The organism is Desulfomicrobium orale DSM 12838, from assembly GCF_001553625.1.
Classification (GTDB): Bacteria; Desulfobacterota; Desulfovibrionia; order Desulfovibrionales; family Desulfomicrobiaceae; genus Desulfomicrobium; species Desulfomicrobium orale.
In genome coordinates this window covers 635,421-651,176 of sequence record NZ_CP014230.1, presented here as the reverse complement: position 1 = coordinate 651,176, position 15,756 = coordinate 635,421, and the positions used below count along the sequence as shown (strand labels likewise).

Annotated in this window: 15 protein-coding genes; 9 read left to right on the top strand and 6 right to left on the bottom strand. The window is 57.1% G+C overall.

What is annotated here, in order from left to right:
* The first annotated feature begins 14 nt into the window (after positions 1-14).
* From AXF15_RS02855 to trxB, 4 genes are all read left to right on the top strand, one after another.
* Positions 15-602 (top strand): FlgO family outer membrane protein, encoded by a 588-nt coding sequence (locus AXF15_RS02855; RefSeq protein WP_151192264.1) that lies wholly within the window; start codon positions 15-17, stop codon positions 600-602.
* A 129-nt stretch (positions 603-731) separates the two neighbouring features.
* A complete protein-coding gene (locus AXF15_RS02850) occupies positions 732-1,631 on the top strand; it encodes an ABC transporter substrate-binding protein (protein WP_169793581.1) in 900 nt (299 codons plus the stop codon).
* Between the two features lie 24 nt (positions 1,632-1,655).
* On the top strand, positions 1,656-2,573 hold the full coding sequence (locus tag AXF15_RS02845) for a hypothetical protein (protein WP_066603057.1): 918 nt from the start codon (positions 1,656-1,658) through the stop codon (positions 2,571-2,573).
* Positions 2,574-2,575: 2 nt separating this feature from the next.
* Complete coding sequence (gene trxB / locus AXF15_RS02840; RefSeq protein WP_083517825.1) at positions 2,576-3,508, top strand: thioredoxin-disulfide reductase; 933 nt, start codon at positions 2,576-2,578, stop codon at positions 3,506-3,508.
* 88 nt (positions 3,509-3,596) lie between these two features.
* Here trxB and AXF15_RS02835 read toward each other — a convergent pair whose 3' ends face one another.
* From AXF15_RS02835 to AXF15_RS02815, 6 genes are read right to left on the bottom strand one after another with little or no spacing between them, the layout of a single operon-like run.
* Positions 3,597-5,024: a Na+/H+ antiporter NhaC family protein gene (locus AXF15_RS02835; RefSeq protein WP_066603051.1), complete on the bottom strand. Its 1,428-nt coding sequence runs from the start codon at positions 5,022-5,024 to the stop codon at positions 3,597-3,599.
* Positions 5,025-5,072: 48 nt separating this feature from the next.
* Positions 5,073-6,302 (bottom strand): dicarboxylate/amino acid:cation symporter, encoded by a 1,230-nt coding sequence (locus tag AXF15_RS02830; RefSeq protein WP_066603048.1) that lies wholly within the window; start codon positions 6,300-6,302, stop codon positions 5,073-5,075.
* 34 nt (positions 6,303-6,336) lie between these two features.
* Complete coding sequence (gene cuyB / locus AXF15_RS02825; RefSeq protein ID WP_236884810.1) at positions 6,337-7,041, bottom strand: cysteate racemase; 705 nt, start codon at positions 7,039-7,041, stop codon at positions 6,337-6,339.
* Between the two features lie 54 nt (positions 7,042-7,095).
* Positions 7,096-8,112, bottom strand: coding sequence for a D-cysteate sulfo-lyase (gene cuyA / locus AXF15_RS02820; protein ID WP_066603046.1), 1,017 nt, complete (start codon positions 8,110-8,112; stop codon positions 7,096-7,098).
* A 20-nt stretch (positions 8,113-8,132) separates the two neighbouring features.
* The gene (locus AXF15_RS13945; protein ID WP_151192262.1) at positions 8,133-8,408 is read right to left on the bottom strand and encodes a hypothetical protein; all 276 of its coding nucleotides are present in this window, start codon (positions 8,406-8,408) and stop codon (positions 8,133-8,135) included.
* 27 nt (positions 8,409-8,435) lie between these two features.
* A complete protein-coding gene (locus AXF15_RS02815) occupies positions 8,436-9,104 on the bottom strand; it encodes a helix-turn-helix transcriptional regulator (protein ID WP_066603043.1) in 669 nt (222 codons plus the stop codon).
* A 202-nt stretch (positions 9,105-9,306) separates the two neighbouring features.
* On the opposite strand from AXF15_RS02815, the gene plsY reads away from it, so the two are divergent.
* From plsY to AXF15_RS02790, 5 genes are all read left to right on the top strand, one after another.
* A complete protein-coding gene (plsY, locus tag AXF15_RS02810) occupies positions 9,307-9,903 on the top strand; it encodes a glycerol-3-phosphate 1-O-acyltransferase PlsY (RefSeq protein ID WP_066603032.1) in 597 nt (198 codons plus the stop codon).
* Positions 9,904-9,964: 61 nt separating this feature from the next.
* Positions 9,965-10,135, top strand: coding sequence for a hypothetical protein (locus AXF15_RS14165; protein ID WP_154666842.1), 171 nt, complete (start codon positions 9,965-9,967; stop codon positions 10,133-10,135).
* 700 nt (positions 10,136-10,835) lie between these two features.
* Positions 10,836-12,035, top strand: coding sequence for an IS4 family transposase (locus AXF15_RS02800; protein WP_236884758.1), 1,200 nt, complete (start codon positions 10,836-10,838; stop codon positions 12,033-12,035).
* A gap of 203 nt (positions 12,036-12,238) precedes the next feature.
* Positions 12,239-13,660 (top strand): heme anaerobic degradation radical SAM methyltransferase ChuW/HutW, encoded by a 1,422-nt coding sequence (gene hutW, locus AXF15_RS02795; RefSeq protein ID WP_211259001.1) that lies wholly within the window; start codon positions 12,239-12,241, stop codon positions 13,658-13,660.
* Positions 13,657-15,726 carry a TonB-dependent receptor plug domain-containing protein gene (locus AXF15_RS02790; protein WP_066603026.1) on the top strand — a complete coding sequence of 690 codons (2,070 nt, stop codon included), beginning with the start codon at positions 13,657-13,659 and terminating at the stop codon, positions 15,724-15,726. Before hutW ends, AXF15_RS02790 begins: the two co-directional genes overlap by 4 nt.
* Positions 15,727-15,756: the final 30 nt, after the last annotated feature.

Genomic DNA, 15,756 nt, shown 5'->3' with positions numbered 1-15,756 from the left:
GCATGAGGTGTCTGATGCCTGCCCGCGGCTTCAAGAAAGCATTTTTTCTTTTTCTTCTGGCAATGGTGACCGCCTGCTCCGGGATGCCCAGGATTCTTTCCTCGCTTCCGGGGATGCAGCCGCAGTTGCTGCAAAGTTCTTACGGCGCGGCCGACGACCTGCACGACCAGCTCGAGGATACGGATGTCGCGGGGTATCCGATGCTCGTGGCCTCGTTCGTCAATTCGGGTGATTTCGAGCGCACCAGCAACCTGGGGCGGCTTTTGTCCGAGCAGGTGGCCTCCCGCCTGAGCCAGCATGGGTATGCCGTAAAGGAAATCCAGTTGCGCGAGGACGAACTTGCGGTCAGGCGGAAGGCGGGTGTCTTCGCCCTGTCCCGAAATCTTTCGAAGGTAAATCCCGAGCTGGAAGCGCTGTCCATACTGGTTGGCACATATACGGTCATTGAGCGTCAGATTTACGTCAACGTCCGGGTTCTGAATATCCAGGATGGTGTGGTCCTGGCCTCGTCGGACTTCAGGCTGCCGTACATTCGCCAGCGCCAGACTCCCGCGCCGGACGCCGGGTCCGATGCCGTTCCGTCCGCCGGTACGCGGCTTTAAGGCGGCGTGTGGACTCTGACTCACGCAGCCTCCTTTGCCGTTTGAAAAGGGCGTATGTTCATTTTATGATGCGGCATGCGGTCTGCGTTTTTGCGCCGCGAAACTCCCGGAGGATGTATGCGGAAGGCGATGCTGACATGCTTGTTGATGCTGGCGGTTTTCGCGGCGGCTCCCGCTTGGGGGGACGCGCTGCGGCTGTCCGTCACCACTGATCTGGAAGCGTCGGGGCTTCTGGATGTGCTCGCACCCGAGTTCAAAAAAGATATGGGTGTGGATGTTCAGGTCAATCCCGGAAATCTGGGCACAGTCATTCAGGAGGCCATGAGCGGCGGGTCCGATGTCGTCTTCATGTCCGACCCGGCCCGGCAGGAGCGGCTTGTGGCCAGAGGCTTCGGCCTGCAGCGGCACGAGGTCATGTCCGGAGACTTTCTGATTGTCGGCCCGGATGACGATCCGGCCGGAGCCGGCGGCGCGGACGCCGCGGCCTGCCTGCGGGCCGTCGCGGCTTCGGAGAATATGTTTGTTTCCCGCGGAGATGGCAGCGCCACTCATGAGCGGGAGAAGGAATTGTGGAAGGCGACGGGCCTTCCCCTGCAAGTCGGGAAGACCACTCTTACGGAGCGGGGGGAGCGGATGACATTTGAGTCCGTGCGCCCCGAAGGCATGGCTGGCTTTCTGTCCATTGGCGACGGGATGGGCAGGGCCCTGGACGCGGCCGAGGAGAAAAGGGCTTACGTTCTGACCGACCGGGTCACGTATGTGCGCTACAAATACGGGCGGCCACAGGGCCTGCGGCTGGAAGCCGTCTGCGAGGGTGACGGCAGGCTGATCGAATCTTACGGGATTGTGCTGGTCAACCCGGAAAAACAGCCCCATGTGCGTCTGGATCTGGCGGAAATTTTTGCCCGATGGCTGGTCTCCGGGCGCGGCCAGCGGATCATCGCCGACTACCGCCTGTTCGGGCGGCGGTTGTTCCTTCCTGATTCGAAGATGGCGCAAAGCCGCGCAGTTCCCGCTTCCGGGCAATGACATGGAGGTGTTGCGCTCTGTGCCGTGCCTGATGCCTCCTCGATCAATCCGGGCGTGCGTGTGACTGTTCCGGCCTGGAAGGAGCTGTGCCGCCGCTGCAATGAATTGTATGCCGCGCCGGATTCCTGGTGGCGTACGGTTCTTTCGGATCCCGAGGTCATCGTGCGGGTGGACCGGGAGGCCGTTTCTTTGCGGCTGCGTGGCAACCTTCTGCTGCGTGTGGAGCTGCGCGGCCGGGGGCTGCACTGCCGTGTGCCTTCGGAATACCTGCTGCGCCGCCATCCGGGGAGTCTGAGCGTGCTGTGCGAAGAAACTTCACCGGCGCCGCCGTGCGTCTCTTCCCTGAACGGACTGGGCGCGGACTATGCCCTGGTCAGGCGGCGGGCCTGCGGGGTCACGGATCGCCGCCGGGCCGTACAGGACAGGCTTTTTCTGCGCCATGGGGTGTTCCTAACCGTGGATGCGCCGCTGCCGCCGGGAAATGCCGATCTGCTGGCGGTGCATCCCGGAGGATATGGCGTGGTGTTTCTTTTGCAGCGGTATGCGGATGCCGATCTGCGTCTGGCCGGACCGGGCGGAGTGGCGCATTGTCTTGCACGGTGGCGTGCGTGGTTGCGAGGCGATACGGCGAAGACTCATGTGACGGAGTTGGCGGATCGCTTGCGTTCTTTGCACGGGCCGCTTCGGCGGCGTTTCGAACATTTTCCGGAAGTAGGGCGAATGTTTCCGCGTCCGCGGCTGCTGCTGGTGGATTTTGACCACGCCCAGCGTCTCGGCAGCCTTGACACATTGTGCGGCACGCTTATGAGACTTGACCCGGAGCTGGAGAGAAATGATATTCTCGCTAGCGGCGATCCCGGCAACATATCCATAAAAACGCTTTTTTCGGGGTTGGAGGCAGACCCCGTGGAGAACTCCGGACAGGAGTATCAAGGAGGATGAACATGGACGAACATATCCATGACCTGGTTATTGTGGGCGGCGGCCCGGCAGGCCTTTCCGCCGGAATTTACGCCAAGCGGGCTGCTCTGGACGTCGTTTTGGTGGAAAAGGGCATGCCCGGCGGCCAGATAGCCCTGACCCAGGATGTGGAAAACTATCCTGGCATCGAGGAAATCGGCGGCTTTGAGCTGTGCGAGAAGTTTCTGAATCATGCCAAACGCTATGACCTGGATATCAGGGAACGCGAAGTAAGTGGCGTGGAACCGGGTTCGGATTTCCACGATGTGGTGCTGGCCGACGGCTCCCGTCTGCATACCCGTACCGTGATCCTGGCCATGGGCGGCGAGGCCCGGAAGCTGAATGTCCCGGGCGAAGCTGAGCAGTACGGTAAGGGCGTATCCTATTGTGCCACATGCGACGGTTTTTTCTTTCGGAACAAGATCGTTGTCGTGGTGGGCGGCGGCGACACGGCCCTGGAAGACGCCCTTTACCTGGCCAAGATTTGTTCGCGGGTGTATCTTGTGCATCGCCGGGATGAATTCAGGGGCAGCCGCATCCTGCAGCAGCGCGTGTTCGCCGAGGAGCGCATAACCTTGGTGCTGGACTCCGTGGTCACGGATATCGCCGGGAATGATCAGGGCGTGACGGGCGTGACGGTCAGGAATGTGAAGACTGAAGCCGTGCGCGCCATCGAAGCCGATGGAGTTTTTATTTTCGTGGGCTTTTCACCGAACAACAGCCTGGTACCGGCCGGAGTGAAGATGAATGCCTCCGGGTATGTGGTCACGGATGAAAAATGTAGTACAGATGTTCCCGGTATTTTCGTGGCCGGAGACCTGCGTCAGAAGTTCGCCAATCAGATCGTCCTGGCTGCCGCCGACGGCTGCACGGCCGCGCTGGCTGCCGCGCACTATGTGGAAACGCATGGAAAATGATCCGGGATGGCCGGACAGGAGAACGGGCGTTGTGGGGCTGCCACAGCGCCCGTTTTTTTTGCGGCGCAGATGATTGTGCCGGTGGAGATCAGAATGGCTTGTCTTCGATAGGATTTTTTTCAGTTGCGAACCTGCGGTTCCAGCCTGTCATGATGGAAAAAAGCAGCACTGCCAGCAACGCCCACGAGTAGGGGTTGTAAAGAGCGGCACTGACAGGTGGAACCGGGATGCCGTGAAGTTCACAAGCCGCGGATATGGCTCCATACCATACTGCCACTGCAATATGCCAGGGCAAGATGAAAAAGATTGTACATACGGCGCAATCCATCAGATTGGCGCTCCGGGCCGGGGCGAGTCCAAACCGTTTGCCTACCGGCCGGACGAGACTCGGTCCGACCAGAAGCTCTGCCGGGGCATTGGCTGAGAGGGGGATGGACGCCGCAATGGTCACGCCCACTATAAAGAACTCTGCCTGCCTGACACTTTGCGCGATGAATTTCTCCGCTTTGGAAAGAATTTTCGACATGACACCGCTCTCGATGAGTATCCGGGTCACGGCCAAAATGAGCAGGGCGAAGATGATTGCTCCTACGGTGCTCTGGATTCCATCTTCGATAAGCCCGGTGGACATGCCGCGCTCGCCGGGAATCGAGAATATCGCATTGATGTCGATGCCTCCTGTGATCAGCCCTACTGCCGCCGCAGTGATGTTGCCGTAAATGAGGGATTCGACGATATGCCGTCCACGCAAGGCGGAGACGACCACCACGACCAAGGCCAGAAGCATGAAGATACCGTGGGGCCGCAGGGTCCGGGCGATATCGGTGAGCTTGTCCGTTTCGCCGCCTCCTCCGAAAATAAGAAAGACGCATCCGGAGATGATGGCGGCAGCTATGGCCAGGGGAAATCTGCTGCGGACCACATCGCGCATGGATGCCTCTTGGGTATAGGCGGAGACGATGGTGGTGTCGGAAATGGGCGCGAGATTGTCCCCGAAGGCGGCGCCGGACAAGATGGCAAGTCCCAGAAAAATCTGGTCGGCTCCCAGAAAGTATCCTGCGGGATAAAGCACCGGAGTGAGAGCGATACAGGTGCCAGTGCTGGTCCCAGTTCCCAGGGCGAAGGTCATGGCCGCGAGGAATACGCACAAGGTAAAAGCGCTGCCCTTGGCTCCGGTGGTCATGCCCAGCCAGAGCAGACCGTCCACCAGTCCTCCGGCAGCCATGAGCTTGCCGAAGACTCCGGCAAAGAGCCATGCGGCGACAATGACCACTCCGGCGTTATCCCCGAGGCCGCGCAGGGCCGCGTGGCAGTACTCCATTTTGTCCTTTGCGCAGAACAGGCCGATGACAAGGGCTATCCACGCGCAGGCCCAGAAAGGTTTGGTTCCTCCCCGTTCGGCCAGGGAGAGCCAGACAAGTCCGGCTACAAGGACGCATAGCGGGATGAGTCCACCCCATGTCCCTGCATAAAGCTGCAGTTTCGGATTCGGGTCAGTGTCTTGATGGGTATTCATAGCCGCCTCCAGATTCAGGATGTTGGCTGGTAATGAAAGATTGAGAACTTATGCTGCCTCCTGAGTATCTTCTGGCGCAAGTTCATTCTCCAGGCTGGCGACGATAACCGCACCTACAGAGTCGCCCATGACGTTCAAAGTGGTTCTGGCCATGTCCAGGATTCTGTCCACGCCAGCGACCAGGGCGATTCCTTCCATGGGGAGATGCACCTGAGTAAAGACCATGGACATGACAACCAGGGCTGCCGAGGGAACTCCCACAGAACCGATGGAGGCGAGCATGGCGATGAGCAAGACGGTCAACTGCGAAGAGAGGCTGAGATCGATCCCATAAATCTGAGCGACGAACACGGCCGCGAGGCCAAGATAGATAGCCGCTCCGTCCATGTTTATGGTCGTCCCGAGGGGGATGGTGAAGCTTGAAATTTCCCGGGGTACACCGAGTCTTTCCGTGGAGTTCATGTTGGCGGGTAGGGCGGCGGCACTGGAACAGGTGGAGAAGGCGATCAGGAGCGGTTGGCTCATGATCTTCAGAAAGGAGAAGATGGAAATGCGGCCGACCCACTTCAACGCTGGAAAGTACACAATGCAGACATGCGTCAGTGCGGCGAGGTACATGATTCCGATCAGCTTGATCAGAGGCAGGAGAACCTGCAGGCCGCTTTTGCCCACCGTGTAGGCGATGAGCGCGCAAACGCCATAGGGAGCGAAGCGCATAACCGCCGCGGTGATGCGGATCATGACCTCGTTGCCTACCTGAAAAATTCTGAGCAGAGGTTTCCCCGCTTCTCCCATGCTGGAGAGGGCGAAGCCGAAGAAAATGGCGAAAAAGATGATTTGCAGGAGGTTGCCTTCGGCCAGGGCCTGGGCGGGGTTGAGCGGGATGATGTTCAAAAGGGTCTGGGCGATGCCGGGCGGGCTGATTTCCTTGGCCTGGAGGCCTTCGGTACTGAGGCTGAGCCCCAGCCCCGGCTGGAAGATGTTGGCGAAAACAAGCCCAATGCCTACCGCAATGGCGGTGGTCCCGAGATAGTAACACAGTGTCTTTATGGAAATGCGCCCCAGCCTGCTCAGATCGCCCATGCTGGCGGCTCCGGCCACCAGCGATAAGAAGACCAGAGGTACGACAATCATGCGGATCAAGTGGATAAAAACATCGCCCAGCGGTTTGATCCAGGAAATGTCCCAGCCGCCGAACTGAAAAATCAGTCCCAGAACCACGCCCAAGGCGAAGCCGATCCCCATTTTTGCCGGGAGTCCGAGAGTACGAGCCGCCATGACAATCTCCTGTGTTTTGGGGTTTCAGATATATTCAGCTGACCGGTTTCGCTTCGCGGACAATGCGTTCCGCCAGGATTTGGGCGGCGTCCATAATGGGTACGGACGCCTCCAGTTGTTCTGAGACAATGGAAAGCTCTGTGCAGGCCACGAGAATGATTTCCGCGCCCGCATTGAGGAGGCTGTCCGTTGCCTCCCGCAGAACCGCAAATATTTCCCCGCCATAGCGGCCGGTCTTGATTTGCCGGATGGCCGCCATGACGCGCTCCTGCATAGGCGGCGCCGGGACGACTACCTCCACTCCATGCAAGGCAAACGCCTCGTTATAAAGATTCAGATTCAAAACCGCTGTGGAGGCGAGCAGACCCACGTGTCGTAAATGCGGCTTCCGGCGCAGGCATTCCTCAATTGAAAGGGAAATGATGTTGAGGACCGGAATGGACACGGCCTCCTGAATTTCCTTATGGTAATAGTGGGCCGTGTTGCAGGGCATGGCCAGAAAGTCCGCTCCCCAGGATTCGAGTTTGCGGGCCATGTCGCAGAGGCATGGACCGGGGCTTTCCCCGGTTTTTTCGAGGAGTGCCTGGATGCGCGAGGGGACTTGGGGGTTGTTGTCCACAAGCAGATGCACGTGGTCCCGGTCGTCCTGGGCAGGGGTGGCCCGGAGGACGCGTTTCATCAGATCGATAGTGGCTTCCGGTCCCATGCCGCCGAGAATGCCGGCCACTTTTCTTTTCATTGGCATCTCCTTGAAAAAATCCCGAAATACCATCGGCATTTCGGGATTGCGTTTTCATTCGGGGGCGTTCTCCAGACCCAGAAGAACTTTCCGGTATGCGTAGAGCGCCGGTGAACCGCCGGTATGCACATACAGCAGGTTCTCGTCCTTCCTGAAGTAACCCTTCCGGCACAAATCAATGAGTCCGGCCACCGCCTTGCCCGTGTACACAGGGTCGAGCAGAATGCCTTCGGTTTTGGCCATGAGGTTCACTGCCTCCACCATTTTAGCGTTGGGTACCGAATACTTCGGACGCCAGTAATCACCGAAGGTGACTACAGATTCCTTTTCTATTTCCTGATGTATGCCGAGATGTTTGGCTGTTGCCACCGCCAGTTTGTGTACCAGCGGATTCTGATCCTGAGGATCGCGGCTGACCCCGATACCCACCACGGGAATGTTCATGTTGCACCCGATGAAGCCGGTCAGCAGGCCGGCATGGGTTCCGGCCGAGCCGGAGGCGACGCAGAGCCGATGGATTTCCACACCCATCTGGAAGAGCTGGTCCTGAATTTCCTGAGCGCAGGCTACATAGCCCGTGGCGCCGATAGCATTGGAGCCGCCGCCGGGGATGACGTAGCCTTTGCGTCCTTCGGCCTTCAGGTCTTCCGCCACAGAGTTCATGGCGGCCATCATGTCGCTGCCCGCCGGGACTACCGTGATTTTTTCGACTCCCAGCAGCTGGAAGAGAAAATTGTTTCCTGACGCTTCGAGGTTATAGGAGCCGGGTACTCGCTCTTCCAGTACCAGACGGCATTTCATTCCTTCCTTGACCGCGGCGGACAACGTGAGCCGGCAATGATTGGACTGCACCGCACCGCAGGTGATGAGAGTGTCCGCACCTTGCGCCAGCGCGTCGGCCACAAGGAATTCCAGCTTCCGGGTTTTGTTCCCGCCGGATGTCAACCCCAGCAGGTCGTCGCGTTTGATGTAGATTCGCGGGCCACCCACGGCTTGGGTGAAGCGCGGCAGGAATTCCAGGGGAGTCTGGCCGTCGGTGTAGCGGCGGCGGGGAAACTTTGCGAGATTCATGGATGCCTCCAGTAGTTGTATCAATTTGCGAGATAGACTCGACTTCCAAAATTATGTTTGTGAGAAGACTTGCCGCCTGATTCTGAATCTTTCTCTGTGAAGATAACGGCGGAAATATTTTTCAGGCGGTGGGTTTGGGTGGAAAGAATTCCTGAAATAAAATTTGCTGTGGGAAATTCTAACTGAAGCTGTCTGGGAATAAAATGAAGAGGTATTGCATGTATGGCTTGGTTGTATAAAATGCTAGCCACGGGAGATGTATCAGGAGATGTATTGATTGAAATGGCCTGGACCATTGTGCGCCCCATTCAGAATAAATTTAATTAAAAGCGTTGCATATCTTTTTCTGTTTGTATTATTTTAAGATAATTATATATTGTGTATTTTGATATACCCATAAGTAGCGCAACATGGTCAATACTCCCTTTTATTTTGAACACTCCGTTTTCTTCTAATTCTTTGACTGCATTTATGCGTTCATCTCTACTCATTGTCGGAGACTCTTTTCCTATTTTTGCCTCTACTTGATGGAATATGTTTTCTATTGTTTCTGTTATAGGCCCAGTGAATGTTTCGTATTTTTCCTGAATCCCAGTTTCATTGGAAATGTTTGTAAATATTTCCAATGCGTGGGCTGCATTTTTATAGTCAGTTGTATCGAAATTTATGCATAGCGCACCGATGACATCGTCGTCATCATCCCGGATGAAGATGGTGCTTGATTTCAGAGTTCTGCCATCCCGGCTCGTTGTCTTATAGTTATGCCGGTCTCTGACATCTTTTCCTTCCCGGTGCAGAGCCTTGATTACCAAATCTGTCACGGCATCGCCGACCTTGCGTCCGGTGACATTGCCACTGATGTGCCGTATGGATTGCAAGGGCTCCGTCAGGTCGTGGAGAACTACCTCCAGATTTTTGGGGAACATGGCGGCAAGCCCTTCCGCAGCGTGCTCCAATGCTCTGAAAATGGATTCTTTTCTCTTCGTGGACATTGCTGTTTCCTATCAGCTTCTTTGTTGAATGGATTATTCAAATTATGGATGTCGCAGTCAACAAATTTTTTTTAAATCTTAAAATATATTTTAAATCCAAGCAAATTGGGTAGTTCTCAAACTCGGACTTGTTTGCCGGGATATTTTTACGTAACTGGCCTGGCAGTGCTGCAAGACTGCTTTCATTCCAGGGAGGACGCGCATGGTGACTCTGTTCTGGCTGGTCATCAGTTATTTTTTGGGGGCCATACCTTTTGGACTGGTCATTTCCAAAACCTGTTGCGGGATCGATCCGAGAGAGCAGGGCAGCGGCAATATCGGCGCCACCAACGTCAATCGTCTGTGCGGAAGCAAATACGGAGCCCTGACACTGGTTCTGGACATCCTGAAGGGGTTTGTCCCTGTGTGGCTGGCGGGCATGTTTTCTGATTCCGCGTTTTTTTTGAGCCTAACGGCTTTTGCGGCCGTGTGCGGGCATATGTTTTCCGTTTTTCTGAACGGCAAAGGAGGGAAGGGAGTGGCCACTTGGGTGGGTGCGTTTGCGGCCATTTCCTTTTCAGGAACTGTTCTGTGCGGAGTGGCTTTTCTGCTGGCCTTGTATGTCTATAATTACGTATCGTTGGCGTCCATGATCATGGTCGCTGCCATGCCCTTGGTGCTTCTGTTTCAGGGCCTGTTCGGCGTCGTCCCCGTGGCCGTGGCGCTGGTGGTTCTCGTCTTCTGGAAGCACTGGGGCAATATTCAGAGACTCAGGGCCGGGGAGGAAAATCCCTGGAAGAAATGCGGTCCGGCCGCATAATAGCCAGCGTTTCGTTTTGTGTCCGGGAAATTGTCGGTATTATACAGTATGGGAGGTATTCATGTTTGTACGAATGATAGTTCTGCTTGTGTTTCTGGGACTTACGTTTTCCGCTGGATGCGCTAAAGTCGGCTCTACTGCTGGAAAGGCCCAGGCAAAGGTGGAAAAAGGCGCGGAAAATATGAAGGAAGGCTACCACGAAGGATACGCCAAGGAGAAAGCCAAACCATAACTGTCCGCGAATCCATAGTCTTGTGCTCTGATCCGGTGTGAATGTCTGGCTGATCGACAGGGAAATCTGCTCTGTCGCTTCAACGTGCATGCTAGGTCAGTAGTATTTGCAATCTAGGCTGACCGGGCGGTGTAGGACTGCGTTAGGTGTATGGAAAACGCAGTTCAACCCGCCTGATCAGCTTGTCTTGTTTGTGATGTCTCCGCCGCCTCTGGCCTTGGATCAAATCCATGAATGGCTCCTGTTCATTTTCGTGCTGGCGATGAAAAGAAAGCTGAGAACAGGGATGATCAAAAAAGAGTGTGCGCAGCTTTCCTCTCAGGTGTTTCTGCTTTTCCTCCTCTCAGATACTTTCTGCATTTCTTGTCGTGGCGCGCACTAAGTGCATCGCGCGGCTTTCCATTGACGGATATCCAGCCGACTCGGCGAAAGCTCTGCGGACGCGGTGAACATCCCGCAGGTGACTCCAAATTTTCCGGTGTGGAACAGCGAGTCGGGAAACATCGTCCCACGGTTTTCTCTCCGCCCGAAGCAGGTATTTCCAGAGATTCAGGCATTTTTTTGTCTCGCTCACCGCCCGAAGTTTTGCCCCCTGCTGACAAAGACTCGGTATCTTGCCGGGCATGCAGCGGTTCCACCATATCTCCCGACCACATTGCTGTCCGGCTAAGGGATAAGAAAAGAGTCCAAAATCTCAGCGATGTGTGGTAAAAGAAATCACCACAACATCTTGCCACACAAGGAGATTCTGGACTTGAGTCACCATAATACACTATTCTCCCAGACGCTATCTCTGATTCCCAGACATGTTTTTCAGAAACTCGAAAGACGGCACAAAACCGGGCGCTCGTCGCGTCAATTCGGTTTCAAGGAGCAGTTCACGGTCATGGCCTTCATCCAGCTTGCCGCAAGACGTTCCATGCGCGATGGCCTGCGCTGCCTTGAGGCTGCGGGAAACCGCCTGTATCACTGGGGACTGAAAAACGTGGCCCGCTCGACCTTTGCTGACGCGAACAATTCTCGCCCCGTAGGCTTTTTCAAGGATCTGTTCGCCGAGATGTACGGCCTGTGCGCCGCAAAAGCCCCGAAGCACAAATTCCGTTTCAAATCCAAATTGTTCAGTCTGGACGCCACCACCATAAAGCTTTGCCTGTCGCTTTTTCCCTGGGCCTCGTTTCGGCAGGCCAAGGGCGGCGTCAAAGTACATACCTTGCTGGATCACGATGGCCATATCCCGGCTTTCGCAACCGTCACCGACGCCAAAACCCATGAAAGCCGCATAGCTCAGGCTATGGAGTTGCCCAGGGGCTCCATCGTGGTCTTTGACAAGGGCTTCATCAGCTATCCCTGGTTTCGGATCCTCGGGGCAAAGGGTGTCTTTTTTGTGACCCGGCTCAAGCGCAACGCCGTTTTCAAACTCCTGGAGCGCCGCCTCGTGAATCGCAAGACCGGCGTTACTTCCGATCACATCATTGAAGTCTCCAGCCGGGGAAAATCCTTACGCTTGCGCCGTATCGGCTATCGTGACCAGGAAACCGGGAAACACTACGAATTTTTGACCAACCATTTCCGGCTTTCGGCGAAAACCATCGCCGACATCTATAAAGACCGCTGGCAAATCGAGCTCTTCTTCAAGGAAATCAAACAAAATTTGCGCATAAAGACCTTCGTCGGCAACTCGGAAAATGCGGTTCTGATCCAGATTTACACGGCCCTGACGGTTTACCTGCTCCTCGCGTACCAGAAATTCCTCAGCCGTCTCGGACTCTCCGTACAGCAACTCTTCCAGCTCATTCAACTCAACCTGCTCGGCGAGGCCTCCTTGGATGAACTCCTGAATCCCAGACGACGAAAATTCGATAATTCATATAACTTCACACTGTTAGATTGCATCGCTTAGCCGGACAGCAATGTCCCGACCATGTCTCGAAAAAAAATATGAACATACTATCTCGCCTGATTCATTGAATTTTTTAGAAAAAATCCAAGTAATTGATCTGCCCCTTTTGTAAATGTCTCTTGACAATTTATCTTGAGTTTGAACATTCAAACTAGATCAGCCGGAGCTAATAAAATCACTGTCCGGCCTGAGGGAGAATCATCGTGAACACCACTGCATCCAAACCAGTTTTCAGCAAGAATATCGGCCAGATGATGCACGGCCAGACCCACCACAGCCCCGCCGGAGGCGACGACCCGCTCAAGGCCTGCTTCGCCCGCACGGACGGCAATCCTCTGGAAGACGCATTTCCCCGCAAGCTGGCCATCCACGCCGGTTTTGGCGGTGTCCCCGTCAAACGGGAAGAGATGAACGAGCGCCTTGAGGAAATGCTGTCCATGCCCCGCACCGGCAAAACGGCCGCCTACATTCATGTGCCCTTCTGCGAAACCCATTGCCTGTACTGCGGGTTCTACACCAAGGCCTACGGTCCGGAGGAAAGCGCCCGCTATACCGACGCCCTGCTCCGGGAACTGGCACTGTGGCGGGATACGCCCATGGTCCGGTCCGGGCCCGTGCACTGCGTGTACATCGGCGGGGGCACGCCCACATCTCTGGAGGCGGACGATCTGCGCCGCCTGTTGCGCGGCATTCGCGAGGCTCTGCCTCTGGCCAACGACTGCGAAATTACCGTGGAAGGCCGCATCCACAATTTCGGGCCGGACAAGATGGACACCTGCCTGGAGGCCGGAGCCAACCGCTTTTCCCTGGGCGTGCAGACTTTCGATACCGCTCTGCGCCGGTCCATGGCCCGCAAGGCGTCGCGGGAAGATGTCTTCTCCGCCCTGCGCCGTCTGTCCGGCTATGATCAGGCCGCCGTGGTCATCGATCTCATCTACGGCTTTCCCGATCAGGACATGGACCTGTGGCGGAAGGATCTGGCGCTGTTACAGGAGCTCGATCTGGATGGCGTGGATCTCTACCAGCTGAACATCCTCGGCGAGACGCCTCTGCACCGGGCCATGGAGGCGGGCAAGATCGCCGCACCCGCCACAACCGCGATGCAGGCCCGCATGTATGCCGAAGGTGTGCGTATCATGGCTTCGGCCCATTGGCGGCGGCTCTCCGCCAGCCACTGGGGGCGGACCACCCGCGAACGCAATATCTACAATAATCTGGTCAAAGGACCGGGCCACTGTCTGGCCTTCGGACCGGGCGGAGGCGGAGCCGTGCATGGCTGGTCCTACTTTCTGGACCGGAACTACGCCTCCTGGCGGGAAACCGTGCTTCAGGGTCAAAAACCCCTGGCCGGACTCATGGCCGCCCCGGAAAGCGCGCTGATGGACAAGATGCTGGCTCAGGAGTTCGACACGGGAAACGTCAATCTGCCCCGCATGGGCGCGCGGCTGAACCTTCCTCTGGCCGAACTGGCCGCCCCGGTCGCGGAGCAGTGGCGGCAGGCCGGGCTTCTGGAGGCCGACGGTCCGTGGCTGAATCTGACCGTGGCCGGGTTGTTCTGGCAGGTGACCATGGCCCACCTGCTCATCAAATACCTCAACCATACTTTGAAAGGGGATGTATCATGAAGAAGGCGTTTTCCCTGCCGGGAGCGGTCGCGGCGTTCTTCGCACTGACCGTTTTTTTCCCGGCCGGACCGGCATGGGCGGAAGAAGTCCGGGTGAAAGAGATGGTCATCACGGCCACCCGTACGGAGCACGACAAGCAGGACGTGCCCGCTTCCGTGGATGTGCTGTCCAAGGACAAGCTGCGTGAGATGCCGCATGTGGACATCGCTGATGCCCTGAAGGACATCCCAGGCGTCGAGGTCTTCGACCAGTCAGTGCCTGGAGCCAAGCGCGTCCAGATTCGCGGCGAGAGCGGCGCGCGGGTCATGATCCTTATCGACGGCCAGAAAATTTCGGAACAGAAATCCATGGACGGCGCGGCTCTGCTCATCGACCCCAGCCGCATCGAACGTCTGGAAGTGATCAAGGGCCCCGCCTCCATCCTGTATGGCTCCGAAGCCATCGGCGGCGTGGTCAACATCATCACCAAAAAGGGCGGCCCCAAGCCCGTGAGTGTGGAGGGCAGTCTGACGTTCGATTCCTCCACCGACGGCTTTACGGAATATCTTTCGGTCTTCGGCGGTGTGGGCGGTTTTTCCTACCGCGCCAGCGGCTCCTATAACGACCAGGGCGACCGCCGCGTACCCGGCGGCACGCTGAGCGACACGTCCTACATGTCCCGCGATACCAGCGCGTTCCTGGGCTACGACCTGGACAAGGCGTCTTTCGGCCTGTCCTATGATGAATACTGGAGCAACGTGAACTCCAGAACTCCCGAAGGCACCGTCGGCGGGCCTCTGAGCAAATTCGATCTGGATCTGCCCGTGTGGGAGCGCAAAAAACTGAACGGCTTCGCCGAACTGCGGGACATGACCTCCTTTCTGCCGCGCGTCCGTCTGGACGCCTTCCATCAGGACGTGACCAAGAAGCTGATCAACATCATCGGCGTCAGGCCCAACCCCATGATATCCATGGAGCAGACCCAGTGGACGAAAAACGATCAGGAAAGCTGGGGGGCCACCCTCCAGACGGACATTCTGCCCCATACGGACCACTATCTGATCCTCGGTTACGATTTGAACGTGGATCAGCTCGACTCCACCACGGATATTGAATCCGTCACGACCCGACGCATACCGCGCCGGCCTCCGGCGACCACCACCAAAGTGTCCAATTTCGAGTACGAGGCCGAATCCGTCAGCCACGCCCTGTATCTGCAGGACGAATGGACGCTGCCCGCGGACTTCGCTCTGACTCTCGGCGCGCGCCAGACCTGGACCCGTACGGAGCTGGGCGATACCAACAACCCCACGCTGGAAACGAAGAGCCACACGGATTCTCATCCGGTGTTCAGCGCCGGGGTGACCTGGAGCGGCCTGGAGTATACCACGCTGCGCGCCCTTTTCTCCCAGGGCTACCGTTTCCCCAACCTGCAGCAGCTCTACATCGGCACGGTGCACGGCGGCGTACAGCCCACCTATCCGAATCCGGATCTGAAGCCTGAAACCTCCAACAACTACGAACTCGGCGCGCGCTTCGACAACGGCAATCTGAATCTGGACATGGCCGTCTTCCTGTCCAACGCCAAGGACTACATCACCATCAGGGCCATTACCGGCGGCAACCAGTTCGCCAACATAAACAAGGCCGACACGCACGGCGCCGAAGCCTCCATTTCCTATACCTTCGAGGACGCGGGGCTCACGCCGTACGCCAGCGCCACATGGCTGCGCCGCCATTTCAAGGCCGGGGATTTCAGCACCTGGAAAAGCGGACATCCGGAATTCTCCGGACGCGCCGGCCTGCGCTACGACCGCGACTTTGAGGCACGCGGCATCAGCGCCTTCGCCGACCTCTATGTCCGGGCCGCTTCGGACGCGCACTTGAAGGCCCGCGACGGTTCGACGGACACCAGCAAGTCCTGGCAGACTTTGAATCTGGCTCTGGGCACCACTTTCGGGGCCGAGCGCCAGCACTTCATCAGTCTGAACCTGCTGAACATCCTGGACAAGGAGTACACCACCGCAGCCAATTCCATCGAAGACGCGGGAGCCCACGCCGTGATCAAGGCCGGGTTCACGTTCTGAGCATGAAGCCGCTTCCGGTCTTTCCGGGAT

Bases quoted from the DNA above. Each gene is read 5' to 3' on its own strand.
- plsY (WP_066603032.1), top strand. From the start codon at position 9,307: ATGGTGACTCTGTTCTGGCTGGTCATCAGTTATTTTTTGGGGGCCATA.
- AXF15_RS02800 (WP_236884758.1), top strand. From the start codon at position 10,836: ATGTGTGGTAAAAGAAATCACCACAACATCTTGCCACACAAGGAGATT.
- AXF15_RS02830 (WP_066603048.1), bottom strand. From the start codon at position 6,302: ATGGCGGCTCGTACTCTCGGACTCCCGGCAAAAATGGGGATCGGCTTC.
- AXF15_RS02790 (WP_066603026.1), top strand. From the start codon at position 13,657: ATGAAGAAGGCGTTTTCCCTGCCGGGAGCGGTCGCGGCGTTCTTCGCA.
- trxB (WP_083517825.1), top strand. From the start codon at position 2,576: ATGGACGAACATATCCATGACCTGGTTATTGTGGGCGGCGGCCCGGCA.
- AXF15_RS02835 (WP_066603051.1), bottom strand. From the start codon at position 5,024: ATGAATACCCATCAAGACACTGACCCGAATCCGAAACTGCAGCTTTAT.
- AXF15_RS02850 (WP_169793581.1), top strand. From the start codon at position 732: ATGCTGACATGCTTGTTGATGCTGGCGGTTTTCGCGGCGGCTCCCGCT.
- cuyA (WP_066603046.1), bottom strand. From the start codon at position 8,112: ATGAATCTCGCAAAGTTTCCCCGCCGCCGCTACACCGACGGCCAGACT.
- AXF15_RS13945 (WP_151192262.1), bottom strand. From the start codon at position 8,408: ATGGTCCAGGCCATTTCAATCAATACATCTCCTGATACATCTCCCGTG.
- AXF15_RS02815 (WP_066603043.1), bottom strand. From the start codon at position 9,104: ATGTCCACGAAGAGAAAAGAATCCATTTTCAGAGCATTGGAGCACGCT.
- AXF15_RS14165 (WP_154666842.1), top strand. From the start codon at position 9,965: ATGTTTGTACGAATGATAGTTCTGCTTGTGTTTCTGGGACTTACGTTT.
- AXF15_RS02855 (WP_151192264.1), top strand. From the start codon at position 15: ATGCCTGCCCGCGGCTTCAAGAAAGCATTTTTTCTTTTTCTTCTGGCA.
- cuyB (WP_236884810.1), bottom strand. From the start codon at position 7,041: ATGAAAAGAAAAGTGGCCGGCATTCTCGGCGGCATGGGACCGGAAGCC.